The sequence below is a fragment of the Nocardia arizonensis genome, assembly GCF_001310275.1.
In the GTDB taxonomy this organism is placed as follows: domain Bacteria; phylum Actinomycetota; class Actinomycetes; order Mycobacteriales; family Mycobacteriaceae; genus Nocardia; species Nocardia arizonensis.
The window spans coordinates 38,977-54,595 of sequence record NZ_LGYZ01000057.1 but is presented as its reverse complement, the minus strand read 5'-3'; the positions used below and the strand labels follow the sequence as shown (position 1 = coordinate 54,595).

General features: G+C 67.1%; 16 protein-coding genes. 8 read left to right on the top strand and 8 right to left on the bottom strand.

Annotation, left to right across the window (positions count from 1 at the left end):
• Positions 1-87: 87 nt before the first annotated feature.
• The 5 genes from APZ21_RS10570 to APZ21_RS10550 all read right to left on the bottom strand — a co-directional run bounded on the left by APZ21_RS10570 (position 88) and on the right by APZ21_RS10550 (position 4,712).
• Positions 88-612: a M15 family metallopeptidase gene (locus APZ21_RS10570; protein WP_239476573.1), complete on the bottom strand. Its 525-nt coding sequence runs from the start codon at positions 610-612 to the stop codon at positions 88-90.
• A 105-nt stretch (positions 613-717) separates the two neighbouring features.
• Entirely contained in the window at positions 718-1,908 is a 1,191-nt protein-coding gene (locus APZ21_RS10565) for an SAM-dependent methyltransferase (RefSeq protein WP_239476572.1), read from the bottom strand.
• Positions 1,909-2,002: 94 nt separating this feature from the next.
• Positions 2,003-3,328: an NAD(P)-binding protein gene (locus APZ21_RS10560; protein WP_156370957.1), complete on the bottom strand. Its 1,326-nt coding sequence runs from the start codon at positions 3,326-3,328 to the stop codon at positions 2,003-2,005.
• Positions 3,292-4,113, bottom strand: a complete 822-nt coding sequence (locus APZ21_RS10555; protein ID WP_082392989.1) for a patatin-like phospholipase family protein — start codon at positions 4,111-4,113, stop codon at positions 3,292-3,294. Before APZ21_RS10555 ends, APZ21_RS10560 begins: the two co-directional genes overlap by 37 nt.
• Positions 4,110-4,712 (bottom strand): lysophospholipid acyltransferase family protein, encoded by a 603-nt coding sequence (locus APZ21_RS10550; RefSeq protein WP_054813079.1) that lies wholly within the window; start codon positions 4,710-4,712, stop codon positions 4,110-4,112. Before APZ21_RS10550 ends, APZ21_RS10555 begins: the two co-directional genes overlap by 4 nt.
• Before the next feature lie 453 nt (positions 4,713-5,165).
• Here APZ21_RS10550 and APZ21_RS10545 point away from each other — a divergent pair, with 453 nt between their 5' ends.
• Entirely contained in the window at positions 5,166-5,471 is a 306-nt protein-coding gene (locus APZ21_RS10545; RefSeq protein WP_054813078.1) for a hypothetical protein, read from the top strand.
• Positions 5,472-5,717: 246 nt separating this feature from the next.
• Here the strand turns inward: APZ21_RS10545 and APZ21_RS10540 are convergent, their stop codons facing one another.
• Positions 5,718-7,394, bottom strand: a complete 1,677-nt coding sequence (locus tag APZ21_RS10540) for a fumarate hydratase (RefSeq protein WP_054813077.1) — start codon at positions 7,392-7,394, stop codon at positions 5,718-5,720.
• Positions 7,395-7,652: 258 nt separating this feature from the next.
• Between APZ21_RS10540 and APZ21_RS10535 the strand changes: the two genes are divergently transcribed.
• Positions 7,653-8,123: a MarR family winged helix-turn-helix transcriptional regulator gene (locus tag APZ21_RS10535; protein ID WP_054813076.1), complete on the top strand. Its 471-nt coding sequence runs from the start codon at positions 7,653-7,655 to the stop codon at positions 8,121-8,123.
• Positions 8,124-8,137: 14 nt separating this feature from the next.
• Here the strand turns inward: APZ21_RS10535 and mftD are convergent, their stop codons facing one another.
• Both mftD and mftE read right to left on the bottom strand, forming a co-directional pair.
• Positions 8,138-9,337: a pre-mycofactocin synthase MftD gene (gene mftD, locus APZ21_RS10530; RefSeq protein WP_054813186.1), complete on the bottom strand. Its 1,200-nt coding sequence runs from the start codon at positions 9,335-9,337 to the stop codon at positions 8,138-8,140.
• On the bottom strand, positions 9,334-10,035 hold the full coding sequence (mftE, locus tag APZ21_RS10525; protein WP_054813075.1) for a mycofactocin biosynthesis peptidyl-dipeptidase MftE: 702 nt from the start codon (positions 10,033-10,035) through the stop codon (positions 9,334-9,336). The genes mftD and mftE overlap by 4 nt, the downstream gene beginning before the upstream one ends.
• A gap of 65 nt (positions 10,036-10,100) precedes the next feature.
• Between mftE and mftR the strand changes: the two genes are divergently transcribed.
• The 6 genes from mftR to APZ21_RS10495 all read left to right on the top strand — a co-directional run bounded on the left by mftR (position 10,101) and on the right by APZ21_RS10495 (position 15,428).
• Complete coding sequence (gene mftR, locus APZ21_RS10520) at positions 10,101-10,694, top strand: mycofactocin system transcriptional regulator (RefSeq protein ID WP_054813074.1); 594 nt, start codon at positions 10,101-10,103, stop codon at positions 10,692-10,694.
• A 128-nt stretch (positions 10,695-10,822) separates the two neighbouring features.
• Positions 10,823-11,728, top strand: coding sequence for an STAS domain-containing protein (locus APZ21_RS10515; RefSeq protein ID WP_156370955.1), 906 nt, complete (start codon positions 10,823-10,825; stop codon positions 11,726-11,728).
• 12 nt (positions 11,729-11,740) lie between these two features.
• Positions 11,741-12,130: an STAS domain-containing protein gene (locus APZ21_RS10510; RefSeq protein WP_054813072.1), complete on the top strand. Its 390-nt coding sequence runs from the start codon at positions 11,741-11,743 to the stop codon at positions 12,128-12,130.
• Between the two features lie 4 nt (positions 12,131-12,134).
• A complete protein-coding gene (locus APZ21_RS10505; protein ID WP_054813185.1) occupies positions 12,135-12,533 on the top strand; it encodes an ATP-binding protein in 399 nt (132 codons plus the stop codon).
• A complete protein-coding gene (locus APZ21_RS10500; RefSeq protein ID WP_054813071.1) occupies positions 12,526-13,161 on the top strand; it encodes a SpoIIE family protein phosphatase in 636 nt (211 codons plus the stop codon). Before APZ21_RS10505 ends, APZ21_RS10500 begins: the two co-directional genes overlap by 8 nt.
• Positions 13,158-15,428, top strand: coding sequence for a SpoIIE family protein phosphatase (locus APZ21_RS10495; RefSeq protein ID WP_054813070.1), 2,271 nt, complete (start codon positions 13,158-13,160; stop codon positions 15,426-15,428). Before APZ21_RS10500 ends, APZ21_RS10495 begins: the two co-directional genes overlap by 4 nt.
• The last annotated feature ends 191 nt before the right edge of the window (positions 15,429-15,619 follow it).

The following is a 15,619-nucleotide window of genomic DNA, read 5'->3' as shown; positions in this document are numbered from 1 at the left end:
TGCGCTGCGCCCGGAACCAGAGCACCCGATCGGACGGCGGTCATCGTGACCATGGGCGGTCCGGGACCGCCGCCCGCGCGATATCGGTCAGTGTTCGCTGGCGTCGGCGCGCGGAGCCGGGCAGCTTCCGCCCGGAAGGGTGGCGATTTCGAAATGCCACCACTCGTTCAGATAGGTGCGGCACAGGCCCCACCGGTTGCCGTTGGCTTCCAGCCACCGCGCCCCCTGCTGCGGACCGACGTCGATGGCCTTGCCCGCCACATGACCGGACTCCTCCGGTGGCAGCACCCACCGCCGCGCCGCCTCTGGACTCCCGTAGGTGGCGATCCCGTCCTCCCACAGCGCCTGCTGTTCGGCATAGGTGCGATATCCGGAGTTGATGTAGAGCGGGACACCTTCGCTGTACGCGGCATCCTCGGCCAGGGTGTACGCCAAGGCCAGCGATGGACTGAGCCCATCGGTCCCCGACGCGAACGCCCCCACCGCCCGCTGATCCTCCGGCACGGCCGCGGCCCGCGGCGCCGCCACCGCACACATCAGGGCGATGGGTGCGATCACGGCCAGCATCCCCGACATCACAGGGCGGCGGAACCTCTCGCCAGTGCGCAACATGCCGCGAATTCTAGCGACACGCCGTGTGTGACACCGGACACAACGGTCGTATCGGACTGTCGCACCGGGTGGGCGGTCGAGGCCGTCGTCCCGGCCGACAGGAGGTCAACGCCGCGAAGTCGATCTGACCATCAGGATCTGGTGAACGCCCATACGTCCTTGCCGAAACGCCATACCGCCGCCGACCAGATATATATGCCAAATCCTGGCCTGTTCCTCACCGACCAGAGCGGTGATTTCCTTTCGGTGGGACTCGAAGTTGCACAGCCACCCGTCGACGGTCCGGGCATAGTGCTCACGCATACCCTCGACGCCGATCACCTCCAGCCCCGCGCGTTCGAAGAAGTTGATCGTGTCCCCGAGTGGGCGCATGCTCATATCCGGCGCGATAAACGATTCTATGAACGGCCCACCACCCGGATATCTTCCGTCGCGCGACATCTGCTGCACCAGGACCCTCGCCCCCGAAGCCGCTCGGTCGCGGATCTGCGCGGCGAAATATGGATACTGCTCATCGCCGACATGCTCTCCCATCTCCAAACTGACGACGGCATCGAAATCGCGATCCGCGATCTGCCGGTAGTCCTGCAACCTGACGTCGATTCGATCGGCCAGGCCACGGCGCGAACTCTCCGCCTCGATGTACGCCTTCTGTTCCCGGGAGATCGTCACGGCGACGACATGCGCGCCATAACGTTGCGCGGCATGCATACTCAGTGCGCCCCAGCCGCACCCGATGTCGAGCAATCGCATACCCGGCGCGAGACCGACCTTGGCACATACCAAGTCCAGTTTGCGGAGTTGAGCCACTTCCAGGTCGTACCCCTGCCTCTCCCGATCCTCTCGTCGATCATCGGTGAAGTACGCGCACGAATATGTCATGGCCGGGTCGAGCACCAGGGCGTAGAACTCGGCCGGTAGATCATAATGGTGCGCGATCACCGCTCGGTCGCGCGCGAGACTGTGCGATCGACCCTTGACCCGTATCTGGGTCGCCGGCGGCGGCAACGGCATGCCGATGGCGCGCAGCTTCCAGGCCAATGTCAGCAATCGAATAACTCTGCCCGGGGTCAACCGGAAGGTATCCGGCGGAATACTCGCGGCGAAAGACCACAACTGCTCCAACACCGCCCGAGGATCGCCGTCGATCTCACCCGCCACGTAGGCTCGAGCGAGGCCGAGTTCGCCCGGGTGCCACAGCAAACGGCGCAGCGCATCTCGCGAGGAGACCACGACCAGCGGCGCGCCCGCGGGACCCGCGGTCGTGCCGTCCCACATCTGTACCCGCAACGGCAACGCGGCACCGATTATCGAGTGCAAGGACGCTACGACCTGCTCGGCGAGCGACCTCGACGGCTGCGCTCTTCGGACACGACCGATCGTCGCCACGTCACTTCTCCCGCGGTTCGTAGCATCTCGGACAATCACGGGAATCGCATCGCCGCTTGCGCACATGCCGAAGCGTCATGCCGAAGCGCGTACCTGTGAACGGCCCGGGCACGCGGAATCCGACGGTGCGGCTGGAGGTGTCGATCAGCAGTTGATCGACCGCCGCCCGCGCTGATCTGGTCGCGGCTTCCCCCGAATCGAACGGATATACCTGCTCCATCGCCGATCCAGCGAAGTACAGTCCGTCGCGGTGTCGCACCAGAACCCGTTTCGGGTCGACCGGCTTCGCACAATAGATCGCTTCGGCCGGCGTGGAGTTGGGGCGCACTCCGACAAAGGAAACCGCGCCCATCTCACCGAGCATCTCTTCGACGCGGGTGCGAATGTGTTCGTCCGATGCGTCGAGCGGGCTCGTGCAGAACGCGGTACACCGACCCGCGGGGCGTTGAAGCAGGATACTGACGCCGTTATGGGCCATCAGCGCGTAGTCGGGGAAGTCCACGCCCGGCTCCCGATCGGCATATTCGAAGGTCAGCACCTTGAAATTCAGATGCTCGTGATGGCGAGGCAGCCTGTGCGCCAGACCGGAGGCGTCGAGCAGCCGAGCGAGGTCGCCGGGCAGCGCTGTCGTGATCACCGCGTCGAAAGCTTCTGTGCCCGTGTCGGTTCGGATGTTCCAGTACCGCGGAGCGGAATGCGTCCGAGCTCGGGTTACCGTCCGCACGTTCGTATTCGGACGGAATTCGACGCCGCGTTCGGCCAGGAATTCCACCCACGGTGTGATCAGGCACTCATCCGTGCGGCCCGGCAAGCAGACGACGAGTTGCGATCGCTTGGACGACGTGACGAAGGAGATCAAGGATCCGATATCGAAGTTCCTGAGCATACGGAGCGTTTTTCGATACGAATTCACCCGATCGGCCAGCAAAGCCGATGTGCGACGCTCGTTGATAACACGGTATTTTTCCCACACGGTCAGTTCTCGAGACCATATCGCGTACAGCCTGGAAATCTGTCGCCAATGACCGCCGATGCGGACCATTCTGCTCACCGGACGCAGGGATTCGTAGACAGTTCCTCCCCCGACAGGGATTTGGCGCAGTATGTCGAACAATTGGATGTAGTCGTCGATGAACAGCCGCTGACAGTGCTCGGCATCCTCGACCATGTCGGCACGGCCACCGATGTGTCCCGCCCGTTCGAGAACTGTCACCCGGATGCCGGGGTAGCACGACAGAAATGTCGCGGCAGACAGTCCCGCGATACCTCCACCGATGACGGCCACGCGCATCAACGTGCTCCTGTTTCCCTGTGCGATCGCAGCCATGCGCCGACCACCCGATGCGACTCGGCGATCAGCTCGGCACTGTGATCGAAGCGGCGTCGAGAGATTCCGCGCAGGGTGGGCACCGACGGAACCGTGTGGATGCGAACTGTCGTCGCGCGTTGTCTGGCGCTGTCGGTCAGTTGCCGACACATTATGATCGTCGCGGCCCGCCGCGCGATCGACCACCATGTCACGGGTACCTCGACCAGCGGGGCGGGCGGGCTGGTGAGCAACAGATAGATATCCCGGTGACCGGCCTCGACGGCCTGGTGCACGGGGGCACCGTACAGCAGGCCGTCGACGTAGTACTCGCCGTCGATCTCGACTGGCGGAAAGAACCCGGGGACCGCACAACTCGCCATGAGCGTGTCGACCACGGGTCCGGTCCGAAACAGATGTTCTTCACCTGTCATCAGGTTCGTCGCGGCTATACCCAGATCGATGGGCGCGTCCTCGATATTGCGATAGCTCAGATTCGCTCCCAGGCGCTCACGAGCCGACGGCATCGAGAACAGTCCGGGCGAGCGCCGCATCACCGCGGAAACGAGAGCTCGCACCGAGGGTCGCAGCGGCGGTAACCGCGCGAATTCCGCCCACCGCGCCGCGAGGCTGTCGACGGTACTCCGGTCGAATCCCTGTGCGAGCGCCGCCGCGTTCACGGCGCCGATGGATGTTCCGTACAGTGCCTCGGGTCGTATACCCGCCTCGAGCAGGGCGCGCGCCATGCCGACCTGGACGGCTCCATGGCTCCCACCGCCCGAGAGTACGAAGGCCGTCCCTTTCATCGACCCGCCAGGGTGGTCGACGCAATTCGCCTCGCCTCGGTCTCGGCCGCCGAGAGCGCGTCGGTGATCAGTGCGTGGGTGCTCTCGACATCGCCTGTGGGACGCACTATTTCAGCGCACAGTACGACCACCGGCGGCCGTCGGACAGAGGCGAACGTCGTCGGCCTACCGCGTTGCCAGAGCAGATCGGATCCCGCGGAACCGAGAACTACGACGGGCACGCCCGTCGACGACGCCAATTGGGCCGCACCCGTTCGACGGCTGTTCCCCTGAACGAGATCCGGCCGAATGACACGTCCCTCGGGCATCACGGCTACCGACCGTCCCGACTCGAGCGCGGCGGAGCCGTGGTCTATGAGGTCTGCCCGACCCCGGGGCCCCGCGTCGATGGGCAGTAGGTCGAGTGCGGGCCAATCCCATCCTCTGAGATTCAGCTTGTCCAGTTGGCGTTTGGAGACCACCAGCAGCGGCTTCACACCAAGACGGTCGAAGGTGACGACTCCCGCCGGGATATCGAACATGCTGCGATGTGGCGCGACGTAGACGGCAGGGGTGTCGGGAGGCCGCACGCCCAGGACCAATTCGAATCGGGCTGCCATTCGAACCGCGAGGGAAGCAGCTGCCCGAGCACTGGATTTGACGACTCTGTGTCGGATCGCGACCGGTCGCCCCCGAGCACCGAAAGGTGAGCTGAGACCGTCAATGTGGAAAGACACTGTACCCCCCGTGCGACATCGATATCTCCCTGCGACGTTTCCGCGGTCCGTATCGAAGGTGGACGTCGGATCGCCTTTGTTCGATACGGATTTCGGCACGGTAGCGCTCGGTGTGCTGTGCGAAACCGCCGAACCTCGTGCCACACATCGCCTGCCGCGGCGCCCCTGTTACAGCCTCCGCGTAGCAGGTCGCGCATTCGGTACACACCGGTAACCGAGACGATCACATCTCCTATTGCCCGGCCTCACCCGCACCGCCGGGTGCCATGCTGGGTGAGTGCTCTCGTTCTGTGAATCGTCGGTGGCGCTCGTCGGTGTGGTCGGGATGACCGAATCATGACCCGGGCCATCGGATTGGTGCATGTCGGGTTGTCGGCGGAGATACTGCGGGATCACTCGTGGATCGAACGGGCCGCACGCAGGCACGGTTACCAGTTGGCGCGAATTCTGTCGATCGACTTCGACACGTATATGCCGACCACGTTGATCGTCTCGGCGGCGGCGCAGGCGCGGGCGACGGTGATCATCACGCCGGATGTCGACTATCTCGGAATCGGATATCGGGCGGTGCCGCTCGCGTGTGCGGTGCTGGCGCCGACAGGACTCATTGGGCGCAGGTCCGAGCGCGCCGATCCGCCGTGACCAGCGGGTCGGAAATGTAGTTGTTCACACAGTTATCCAATGCTGTGGATCACATTGCGGCCGGACGGCTATCGACCCGATTCGCCCGACGCAGGCGCGCCCGTCACGCCCTGACCGGCCCCGCATCCGGGATCGGTGCCGCGACACGTCGATTCGACCGCCGCGACACCGCCGCCACGGCGAGATCACCCACCCCGCCGCCCGAATCTCGGTGCGGGGTCGGCGGACGACCGGCGGGAACCTCGGTCAGACCCGTTCGGCCGAGCGGGTGCGCACGCGCAGCGCGATGGGCTTCTGGGTCTCGGCGAAGAAGTCGTTGCCCTTGTCGTCGACCACGATGAAGGCGGGGAAATCCTCGACCTCGATCTTCCAGACCGCCTCCATGCCGAGCTCGGGATATTCGAGGACCTCCACCGACTTGATGCAGTCGAGGGCGAGCCGGGCCGCGGGTCCGCCGATGGAGCCGAGGTAGAAGCCGCCGTGCTCCTTGCACGCCTTGGTGACCTGGGCGGAACGATTTCCCTTGGCCAGCATGACGAAGGAGCCGCCCGCCGCCTGGAACTGGTCGACGTAGGAGTCCATCCGGCCCGCGGTGGTGGGCCCGAAGGAACCGGAGGCATAGCCCTCCGGGGTCTTGGCGGGGCCCGCGTAGTAGACGGCCATGTCGCGCAGGTATTGCGGCATCGGCTCGCCCGCGTCGAGTCGTTCCTTGATCTTGGCGTGCGCGATATCGCGGGCCACGACCAGCGGACCGGTCAGCGAGAGTCGGGTCTTCACCGGGTATTTGGACAATTCGGCGCGAATGTCCGACATGGGACGATTCAGATCGATGCGCACCACGTCACCCCCGAGGATGGCGTCGGTCTGCTCGGGCAGATACTGCGCGGGCTCGCGTTCGAGCTGTTCGAAGAATACGCCCTCGGCGGTGATCTTCGCCAGTGCCTGGCGGTCGGCCGAACAGGAGACCGCCAGCGCCACCGGGCAGCTCGCGCCGTGCCGCGGCAACCGCACGACCCGCACGTCGTGGCAGAAGTACTTGCCGCCGAATTGCGCGCCGATACCGAAGGACTGGGTGAGCTCGAATACCTGTTTCTCGAGTTCCAGGTCGCGGAAGGCATGTGCGGACATCGATCCCTCGGTGGGCAGATTGTCCAGATAGTGCGCCGAGGCGTATTTGGCCGTCTTGAGCGCGAATTCCGCACTGGTGCCGCCGATCACGACCGCCAGGTGATACGGCGGGCAGGCGGCGGTGCCGAGCGAACGGATCTTCTCGTCCAGGAATTCCAGCATACGGGTGGGATTCAGGACGGCCTTGGTCTCCTGGTACAGGAACGACTTGTTGGCCGAACCGCCGCCCTTGGCCATGAACAGGAATTTGTAGGCCGGATGCGCGGGATCGCCCTTGGTGGCGTAGAGCTCGATCTGCGCGGGCAGATTGGAGCCGGTGTTCTTCTCGTCCCACATGGTGATCGGGGCGAGCTGCGAATAGCGCAGATTCAGCTCGGTGTAGGCGTCGAAGACGCCGCGGCTGATCCATTCGGCGTCGTCCACGCCGGTGATCACACCCTCGGACTTCTTGCCCATCACGATGGCGGTGCCGGTGTCCTGACACATCGGCAGGATGCCGCCCGCGGAGATGTTGACGTTCTTGAGCAGGTCCAGCGCCACGAATCGGTCGTTACCGGAGGATTCGGGATCGTCGATGATGTGACGCAGCTGCGACAGGTGCGCGGGCCGCAGGTAGTGGCTGATGTCGTGCATGGCCTCGGCGGTCAGCAGCCGCAGTGCCTCGGGTTCGACCCGCAGGAAGGTGCGGCCGTCGACGTCGAAGGTGCTGACGCCCTCGGTGGTGATCAATCGATACGGGGTGTCGTCGGCGCCGATGGGCAGCAGATCTGAATAGCGGAATTCCGGCGCGGTCACGGATCGCTCTCCTTCGGGCGGGCCGGGGCTGCGTCACCCGGCTGGGCACAAGCACACGGAGCCTAGCGAGCGGCCGAACGGCGATTCGGGTCAGGCAACCCTACGCTCCCTTGTCGAGCGCTACAGGTTGCACGTTCAACCCCGGTGGTGCTACCTCTCAGTCCGACAAGCGTCGCGGCCCCGACCCGGGCCCGACGGTTCACATGACATGTCAAAAGTTTGGAGGGCTGCCGTGTGTGAGCGCAGCGAGGCGGTGTCGTGAACGACCCGCAATGGCTCGACGAGGTCGAAATGCGCGCCTGGCTGGGCTTCGTCCGCACCCGCGATCTCATCGCCGCCGCCGTCGGGCGCGATTCCGCGCGCGATTCGAATCTCACCTACGTCGAATACGCGGTACTGGCCGGCCTGGCCAACGCCCCCGACCACCGATGCACCTTCGCGGATCTGGCCGAACGGCTCGAATGGTCGCAGAGCCGGCTGTCCCATCAGATCACCCGCATGGAGAAGCGGGGACTCGTCGCCAGGGAACCCATCCCCGACGACGCCCGCCGCACCGCGGCACGATTGACCCCGCGCGGCGTCGACGCCCTCGGCACCGCCGCTCCCGCGCACGTGCGCAGCGTGCGCAGGCATATGATCGACGCCCTCGACCGCGATCAGCTCAGCGCGCTTGCCGATATCTACGACACACTGCTCGCGCATCACCGAAGACCGGTCGAGGAGACCTGAATCGCACGCGGTGATCAGCTCGTCGAGGCCAGTCGGGTTCCCGCGGGGACCCCGAGCGCGCGCTCGAAACCATCCGGTACAACGATGTCACCGCGATCCAGTTCGGCCACGGTGGTCTTGCGCAGCCCGAGCAGCGCGGAATCGATTCCGCCGCGAAGGATGTCGAGGACGTTCTCGACACCGGCCTGACCGTTGGCGGCCAGACCCCACAGGTAGGCGCGGCCGATCATGACGGCACGCGCGCCGAGAGCGACGGCCTTGACCACGTCGCTGCCGCGCCGGACACCGCCGTCGAGCACCACCTCGATCTGTGAGCCGACCGCGTCGGCGATCACCGGCAGCGCGCGGATCGAGGCCGGGGTCCCGTCGAGGTTGTTGCCGCCGTGATTGGACACCGAGATCGCCGAGACGCCGGCGTCGACCGCACGCCGGGCGTCGTCCACGCGGATGACGCCCTTGAGCATGACCGGCCCGTTCCACTGTTCGACCACCCAGCGCACGTCGTCCCAGTCGGGCGCGGGCGTACCCATCCACTCGCCGTATGCGCCGAAGAAGCCGGGGGCGGGCGCGCCGCCGACCGCCATGTTCGGGGCCGTCAGGTCGGGAATGCGGCCCGAACGCGCGTAGGCGGCCAGCCAGCGCGGGCGCGCCAGGGTCTGCGGGGCGAACCGGAGCATGGCGCGCAGGTCGAGTTTCTCGGGTATGACCGGGCTGCCCCAGTCGCGGCCGTGCGAGAAGGACCAGTCCAAGGTCAGGATGAGACCGACCGCGCCCGCCGCCTCGGCCCGTGCCATGCGCGCGGCGATGTCGTCCTTGCCGCCGCACCAGTAGAGCTGGAAGAAGGTCGAGGGATTGGCCGCGATCACCTCCTCGATGGGCTTGCTGGCGAACGAGCTGAGGCCCATGGCGATTCCGCGGGCCGCGGCCGCGCGCGCCACGGCGACCTCACCGTCGGGGTGCACGGCCTGCACGCCGGTCGGCGAGATCATGACCGGCATCGAAAGCTGTTGTCCCAATATGGTCGTGGACTGATCGCGAGTACCGATCGGGCCCGCGCAGTGCGGCGCGAAACCGAGTTCGGTGAACGCCTGCTGGTTCTCGTCTATTGTCTGCCCGCGCTCGGATCCGGCGATCAGCGCGCCGTACACGGATTTCGGCAGGCGCTTCTTCGCGCGCCGCTGCGCCTCGGCGACGGTTTCGAACCAGGGATTCATCGGTGGATCCTTTCGGGTGCGGCCACCGGCCACCACAGCCGGGTCGTCTCGTACAGGTCGGTGATCAGGTGATCGAACAGGGCGCGTCCCTCGGCGGCGGTCGCGCCGCCGGGGTCGCCGAGTACGCCGTTGGAACTCACCGCGCGCACACCGCCCGCGCGCAGCAGCGGCAGGGTTTCCGCGAGCGGGCGGGTGTCGCCGGCTTCGGCGCGGTCGGCGCGTACCAGGTCGGGGCGCACGGCGAGCATGAGCGAGGTCTCGGCGCGACCGGCGTGCGGGTCGCCGTCGTAGCGCGGCAGCCAGCCGCGCACATCGCGCGATTCCGACCGCAGCAGCGATTCGGCGCGGCGCAGCGGGACCAGATTTCCGCCGTGTCCGCTGACCAGCACGACGCGGTCGAAGGTATCGGTCGCCGAGCGGCACAGTTCGACGAGCAGCAGTTCCAGCGCCGCTCGGCCGATGGACAGGGTGCCCGGGAATCCGGCGTGTTCGCCGCTGGAGCCGTAGGGGACGGCGGGCGCGACCGCGACATCGGCGCGGCGCGCGGCCAGACCCTCGCACAGTGCGAGGGCGATATCGGTGTCGGCGGACAGCGGCAGATGCGGACCGTGCTGTTCGGTCGCGCCGAGCGGCACGGCGAGGATCATATCCGGCGAGTATGCGCCCGCCTCCGGCCACGTGAGATCCGCCACTGACATGGCCCGAGATTAACGTCAGTCACTGACAAAATCAAGGGCGACGCGGGCTGACCCATACTCGTCGGGTGACGACATCGGGCACCACCGGCCGCGGCCGCCCGCGGGGCACCAGCAAGCGGGAACTCGAACTGATCGCGATGCGGCTGTTCAGCGAACAGGGATTCGACAACACCACCGTCGAACAGATCGCCGCCGCCGCGGGTGTCAGCGGGCGCACCTTCTTCCGCTACTTCCCCACCAAGGCCGAGGTGCTGTGGTCGCAGTTCGACGACGAGGTCGCCAATCTGCGAACCGCCTTCGCCGACGCCACCGACGACGAACCGATGATGACCACCGTGCGCCGAGTCGTGGTGAACGCCAACCGGTATCGCGCCGAGGACGTTCCCGAATTGCGCACCCGCATGCATCTGGTCGGCACCGTACCGGCCCTCGCCGCCACCGCGGGCGCGCACTACGACGCCTGGGAACGCGCGGTCAGCGCGTACGCCGCGCGCAGACTCGGCGAACCCGAGGACGGACTCGTCCCGCTCGCGGTGGGTCGCGCCACCCTGGCCACCGCCCGCGCCGCCTTCGACGCCTGGCTCGCCGCGGCCGACGCCGACCTCACCGTCTACCTCGACCGCGCATTGGCCGCGCTCGAACGAGGATTCGGCTCCTGACCGGCTACCCGCAGGTTTCGCGGGCAAACCGCGTGGGGTATGACTAGGCTCGGTAACGGCCAGCTCGGTAGGGCCGGCAGCCGCGACGCACGATGACCGACCACCCGTCGAAAGGGGCTGGAATTTCCATGTCCGAGGTGTCCATGAGCCTTTCGGCGGACTCGCTGCCCGCGGGACCGGTCGACAACCTGTTGCCACAGCTCGTCGAGCACCTGCGACAGAATCGCACCGCCCTGCGCGAGGAATGGGCACGTCGCATCACCGACGCGCAACTGCTCACCGCCATGACCCCGGAAGAGATCTTCTCCGAGGCCACCTCGGTCTACGACAACTACGTCGAGGTGCTCGAAACCGGCAGTGTCGAGGCGTTGCAGGCATACGCGCGCGACCTGTCCGAACGCATCATCCCGAGAGGAGTCGAGACCGACGAGGTCCTCGGCATCGTGCTGCTGCTGCGCGACGTGCTCGCACGCTCGCTGTTCGAGAAGTACCAGTCCAACTTCGAACTCCTCAATCACGTGCTCGACGCCTACGAGCCCGCCGCCAACCGCATCGCGAGCACGGTGGCCATCTCCTTCGTGCAGGAACGCGAACGCGTCATCCGCCAGCAGCAGGAAGCCATCCGCGAACTCTCCACCCCGGTGCTCCAGGTCCGTGAGCAGTTGCTCATCCTGCCCATCATCGGCGTGCTCGACAGCCAGCGCGCCCGCCAGCTCACCGAACAGCTGCTGCGCGCCATCCGCGCCAACCGCGCCAAGGTCGTCGTCATCGACATCACCGGCGTTCCCACCATCGACTCCACGGTGGCCAACCACCTGGTGCAGACCGTCGACGCCTCGGGACTGATGGGCGCCAACGTCATCATCACCGGCCTGTCCTCCGAGATCGCGCTCACCCTCGTGACCATCGGCCTCGACCTGTCGAAGATGAACGCCGTCGGCGATCTCCAAGGCGGCATCGAAGAGGCCGAACTCCTGCTCGGGTACGAGGTCACCCGCGTCACCGACCGTGTCGGCGAGCGGGACGGGCGCTGAGCGGGCAGGCACATGCCGGTACCCATACTGAAGCAGGGCACGTATCTCATAGCGTCGGTCCAGTCAGCGTTGACCGACGCCGATACCGAGCGCTTACAGGACGACCTGATGAAACAGGTCAGCAAGTATCGCGCGCACGGAATCATCGTCGATGTCACCGCCATCGACGTCATGGATTCCTTCGCGGCCAGATCGCTGCGTACCATCGCGCACATGACGCAGCTCCGCGGTGCCGAAACGGTCATCGTGGGCCTGCAACCCGAAGTCGCCTTCGCGATGGTCCAGCTCGGGCTGACCTTCGAGGACATGCACACGGCCCTCGATCTGGAAGAGGGACTGGCGTGGCTGAATCGCAAGGCATCGGGTCGTCGCCAGCGAGACGGTCGTGACAGTGGCCGCTGAGAACATGGTGATCGCGGTCACAATGTCGGGGGACATCGTGACCGCGCGTCAGGCCGGACGGGAGCTGGCCGCCGAACTCGGCTTCTCCCTCACCGACCGGACCATGATCTCCACCGCGATCTCCGAAATCGCCCGCAACATCACGAGTTACGCGGGCAGCGGCGAGATCCGACTACTGGTCGACGACCGCGAGGGACGGCGGGCGCTCGTCGTCCAGGCCGAAGATCAGGGCCCCGGCATTCGGGATATCGCTCGCGCACTGGACGATGGTTACTCCACCGGGCGCGGACTCGGACTCGGCCTTCCGGGCGCGCGGCGTCTCATGGACCGGCTCATCGTCGAATCCGCGCCGGGCCGAGGCACGTTGGTGGAAATGTGGAAGTGGGTACCCAACGGTGCATGAGGACGGCATCATCGGCCGGATCGAATGGGCGGTGGCCGGTCGCGCGCTTCCCGGGCAGCACATCTCCGGTGATCGCTGCGTGGTGCTCGACGCGGGCGGCGGCGGGGCGCTGTTCGCGGTGCTCGACGGTCTCGGGCACGGCGCCGCCGCCGCCGACGCGGCCGACCGTGCCGCACAAGTGCTTTCGGAGAATCGGGCCGAACCGCTCGACGTGCTGATGGTGCTGTGTCATCGCGCGATGGCCGACACCAGGGGCGCCGCGGTGTCGCTGGCGCAGTTCGGCCTGGGCGACGCCATCAGCTGGCTCGGGGTCGGCAATGTCGAATCCCGGGTGCTGAGCGCGGGTCCGGCGGGTCTGACCGTGCGCGCGACCGTACTGCTCACCGGTGGCATCGTCGGCTACCGGCTGCCCGCGAACCTGCAACCGCAGACGGTGCACGTGCGGCCCGGCGATCTGCTGCTGATGTCCACCGACGGCATCGTTGCCGAATCCTCCGACAGCATCGACCTGGCCAAATCCACCGCCGAGATCACCGCCGACATCCTGGCCCGCTACGCCAAGGACACCGACGACGCCTTGGTGCTCGCCGCCCGCCATCGCGGCGCCACCACGAACGGGGCGCCGTGACCTCGGTGCTGGCCGACTTCCTCGACGCCTACGCGAACGCGCTACGGCGTCATCTCGATTCGCCGACCCACGCCACCCTGTCCGAGGGGTACGAACTCGGCAGGCGGGCGCTGGTCGAGGACATCAGTCTGCTCGATCTCACCGAGTACCACTTCCGGTTCGTCACCGGGGCGTGCACCGCCGACCCGGAGCAGGCGCGCACCGCCGAGGGCGCGCTGGAATTCCTGTTGCAGACCTTGGCCGCACTCGACATCGCGACCCGCGGCTATCTGGACGGCACCCGCCGCTACGAACAACAGCGTTCTCGCGCCGACGATCTCGCCGGGCGCGACGCCTTCCGCACCGCGCTGGTGGAATCGCTCCAGGACGGATTCTTCGTCGCCGACGCCCGCGGCGCCATCGTGGAGGTGAATTCGGCCTTCGGCGCGCTGACCGGGTACGGACCCGCCGACGTACCGTATCCACTGCCGCATCCGTGGTCGATCGCCCCCGCGGGGCACTATCCCGAACTCGGCACCGAGGCATCGCGTTTCGTCATACCCATCCGGCATCGCGACGGGCGCGAACTGTGGTTGGCGGTGAGCAGCAGCGCGCTCGTCGAACCGGAGAACAACGAGCGGATCTTCGTCGGCACCATTCGCGACGTGACCGCCGAACACGATGCCCAGGCCCGCGATCAGGCGGCCTCGCGGCTCGCGACAGCGGTGGGCGCGGCGACCAGCGTGGTGGAGGTGCTGGCCGTCGGACTAGACGAACTGCGCCGGACCGTGGGCGCGGAGTCGGCGGTGGTCGCGGTCTGGCCCAATCGCAACACCTCGCCCGAGGTCTACATGTCGGGCGCGGTGGAACCCGGTGCGGGCAATACCGCGGTCGCCTCGCTGGATTCGGCGGGTACCGCGCTGCTCGAACGCGCGCGCCGCCGTCCGCCGCGCAGCCTGTCGGCGATACCCGAGGGCGCGGACAGTTCGGAGGGAATCGTCGCGCCACTCGGCGAAACCGGCGACGCGGCACTGTGGTTGCGTTTCGCCGCGCCGCGCGCCGTCACCGCGGCCGACTGGACGTTGTTCTCCCTGCTCGTCGGTCATCTGAGCTTGGCGGTGCAGCGCGCCCGCAACTTCGACCAGGCCCGCTCCACCTCGCTCACCCTGCAACGCGCCATGTTGGGGCCGATCGAACTGCCACCGCGGTTCTCGGTGCACTACGAACCGGCGCTGCCGCCGCTCGAGATCGGCGGCGACTGGTACGACGTGGTGCCGCTCAAGGACGGCAGTATCGGCGTGGTCGTCGGCGACTGTGTCGGCCGTGGCCTGTCCGCGGCGGTGGTCATGGGTCAATTGCGCACGGCCGCACGGGCTCTGCTGCTTCGGCACACCGGACCCGCGCAACTGCTGTCGGAACTGGACGCGGTCGCCGGTCGCATACCCGGCGCCATGTGCACCACGGTCTTCGCGGCCGTGCTCGATCCGATGCGCGGGATACTGCGCTACAGCAGCGCGGGCCACATGCCCGCCATCGTCGCCGACGTCGGGAAACCGGGTCGGCTGCTCGAGGACGGCCGTTCGGTCCCGTTGGCAACTTTCGAGATGCCGAGCAGGCCCGAGGCCACCGCGACCCTCGCGCCCGGGGCCACCGTGGTGCTGTTCACCGATGGACTCGTCGAACAGCGCGGGGTGGATATCGATGAGGGGTTCGCGAAGATCGCGGCGGTCCTCGCCGATACCTCGGGCACATTGCCGCGCGAAGTCGCCGACGCGGTGCTGTCACGCTTGCGCCCGGCCGCCGGTTACGACGACGATGTCGCCATGGTGGTGTATCGGCAACCACCCGCGCCGCTGCGGATGAGCGTGGTGGCGCACGCCGATCGGCTCGCGGCCCTGCGGCGCAGTCTCAAGGCGTGGTTCGCCGCGGCGGCGGTGCCGCACGATCTGGCCTCGGACCTGGTGGCGGCGGCGAACGAGGCGTGCAGCAACAGCATCGAACACGCCTACCGCGACAGCGCCGACGACGGCCCGCACAGCGTGGAACTCACCGCGACCTGCGATACCCAGACCGTGGCGATCGTGGTCACCGATACCGGGAGCTGGAAGCCGCGCTCGGCCGATCCCGGACATCGCGGCCGCGGTATCGACATGATGCGCGCGCTCACCGAGAAACTCGACATCGAGCACACCGACGCGGGGACGACGGTGCGCATGTCGATCACCCTGCCCGCGATCAAGTCGCCAGTGGCGAATCCGCTGCGCGGCACCCACCGTCGTATGGGATGAGCCCGCGGCACGGATCGGGCGTCGCGCCGATACCCGAGCCGCCCCGGCGCGCGGACTATCCGCCGGGGGCCACCGGATCGGTCGCGACGTGCGATTTCTCTTGCCTCGGAAGTATTCGGGAGTATTTGCGACGCCGACGAATTCGACGGAGGCCGTCGCGGGGGACGACCGCGAACCCGTGCCGCGAGAGG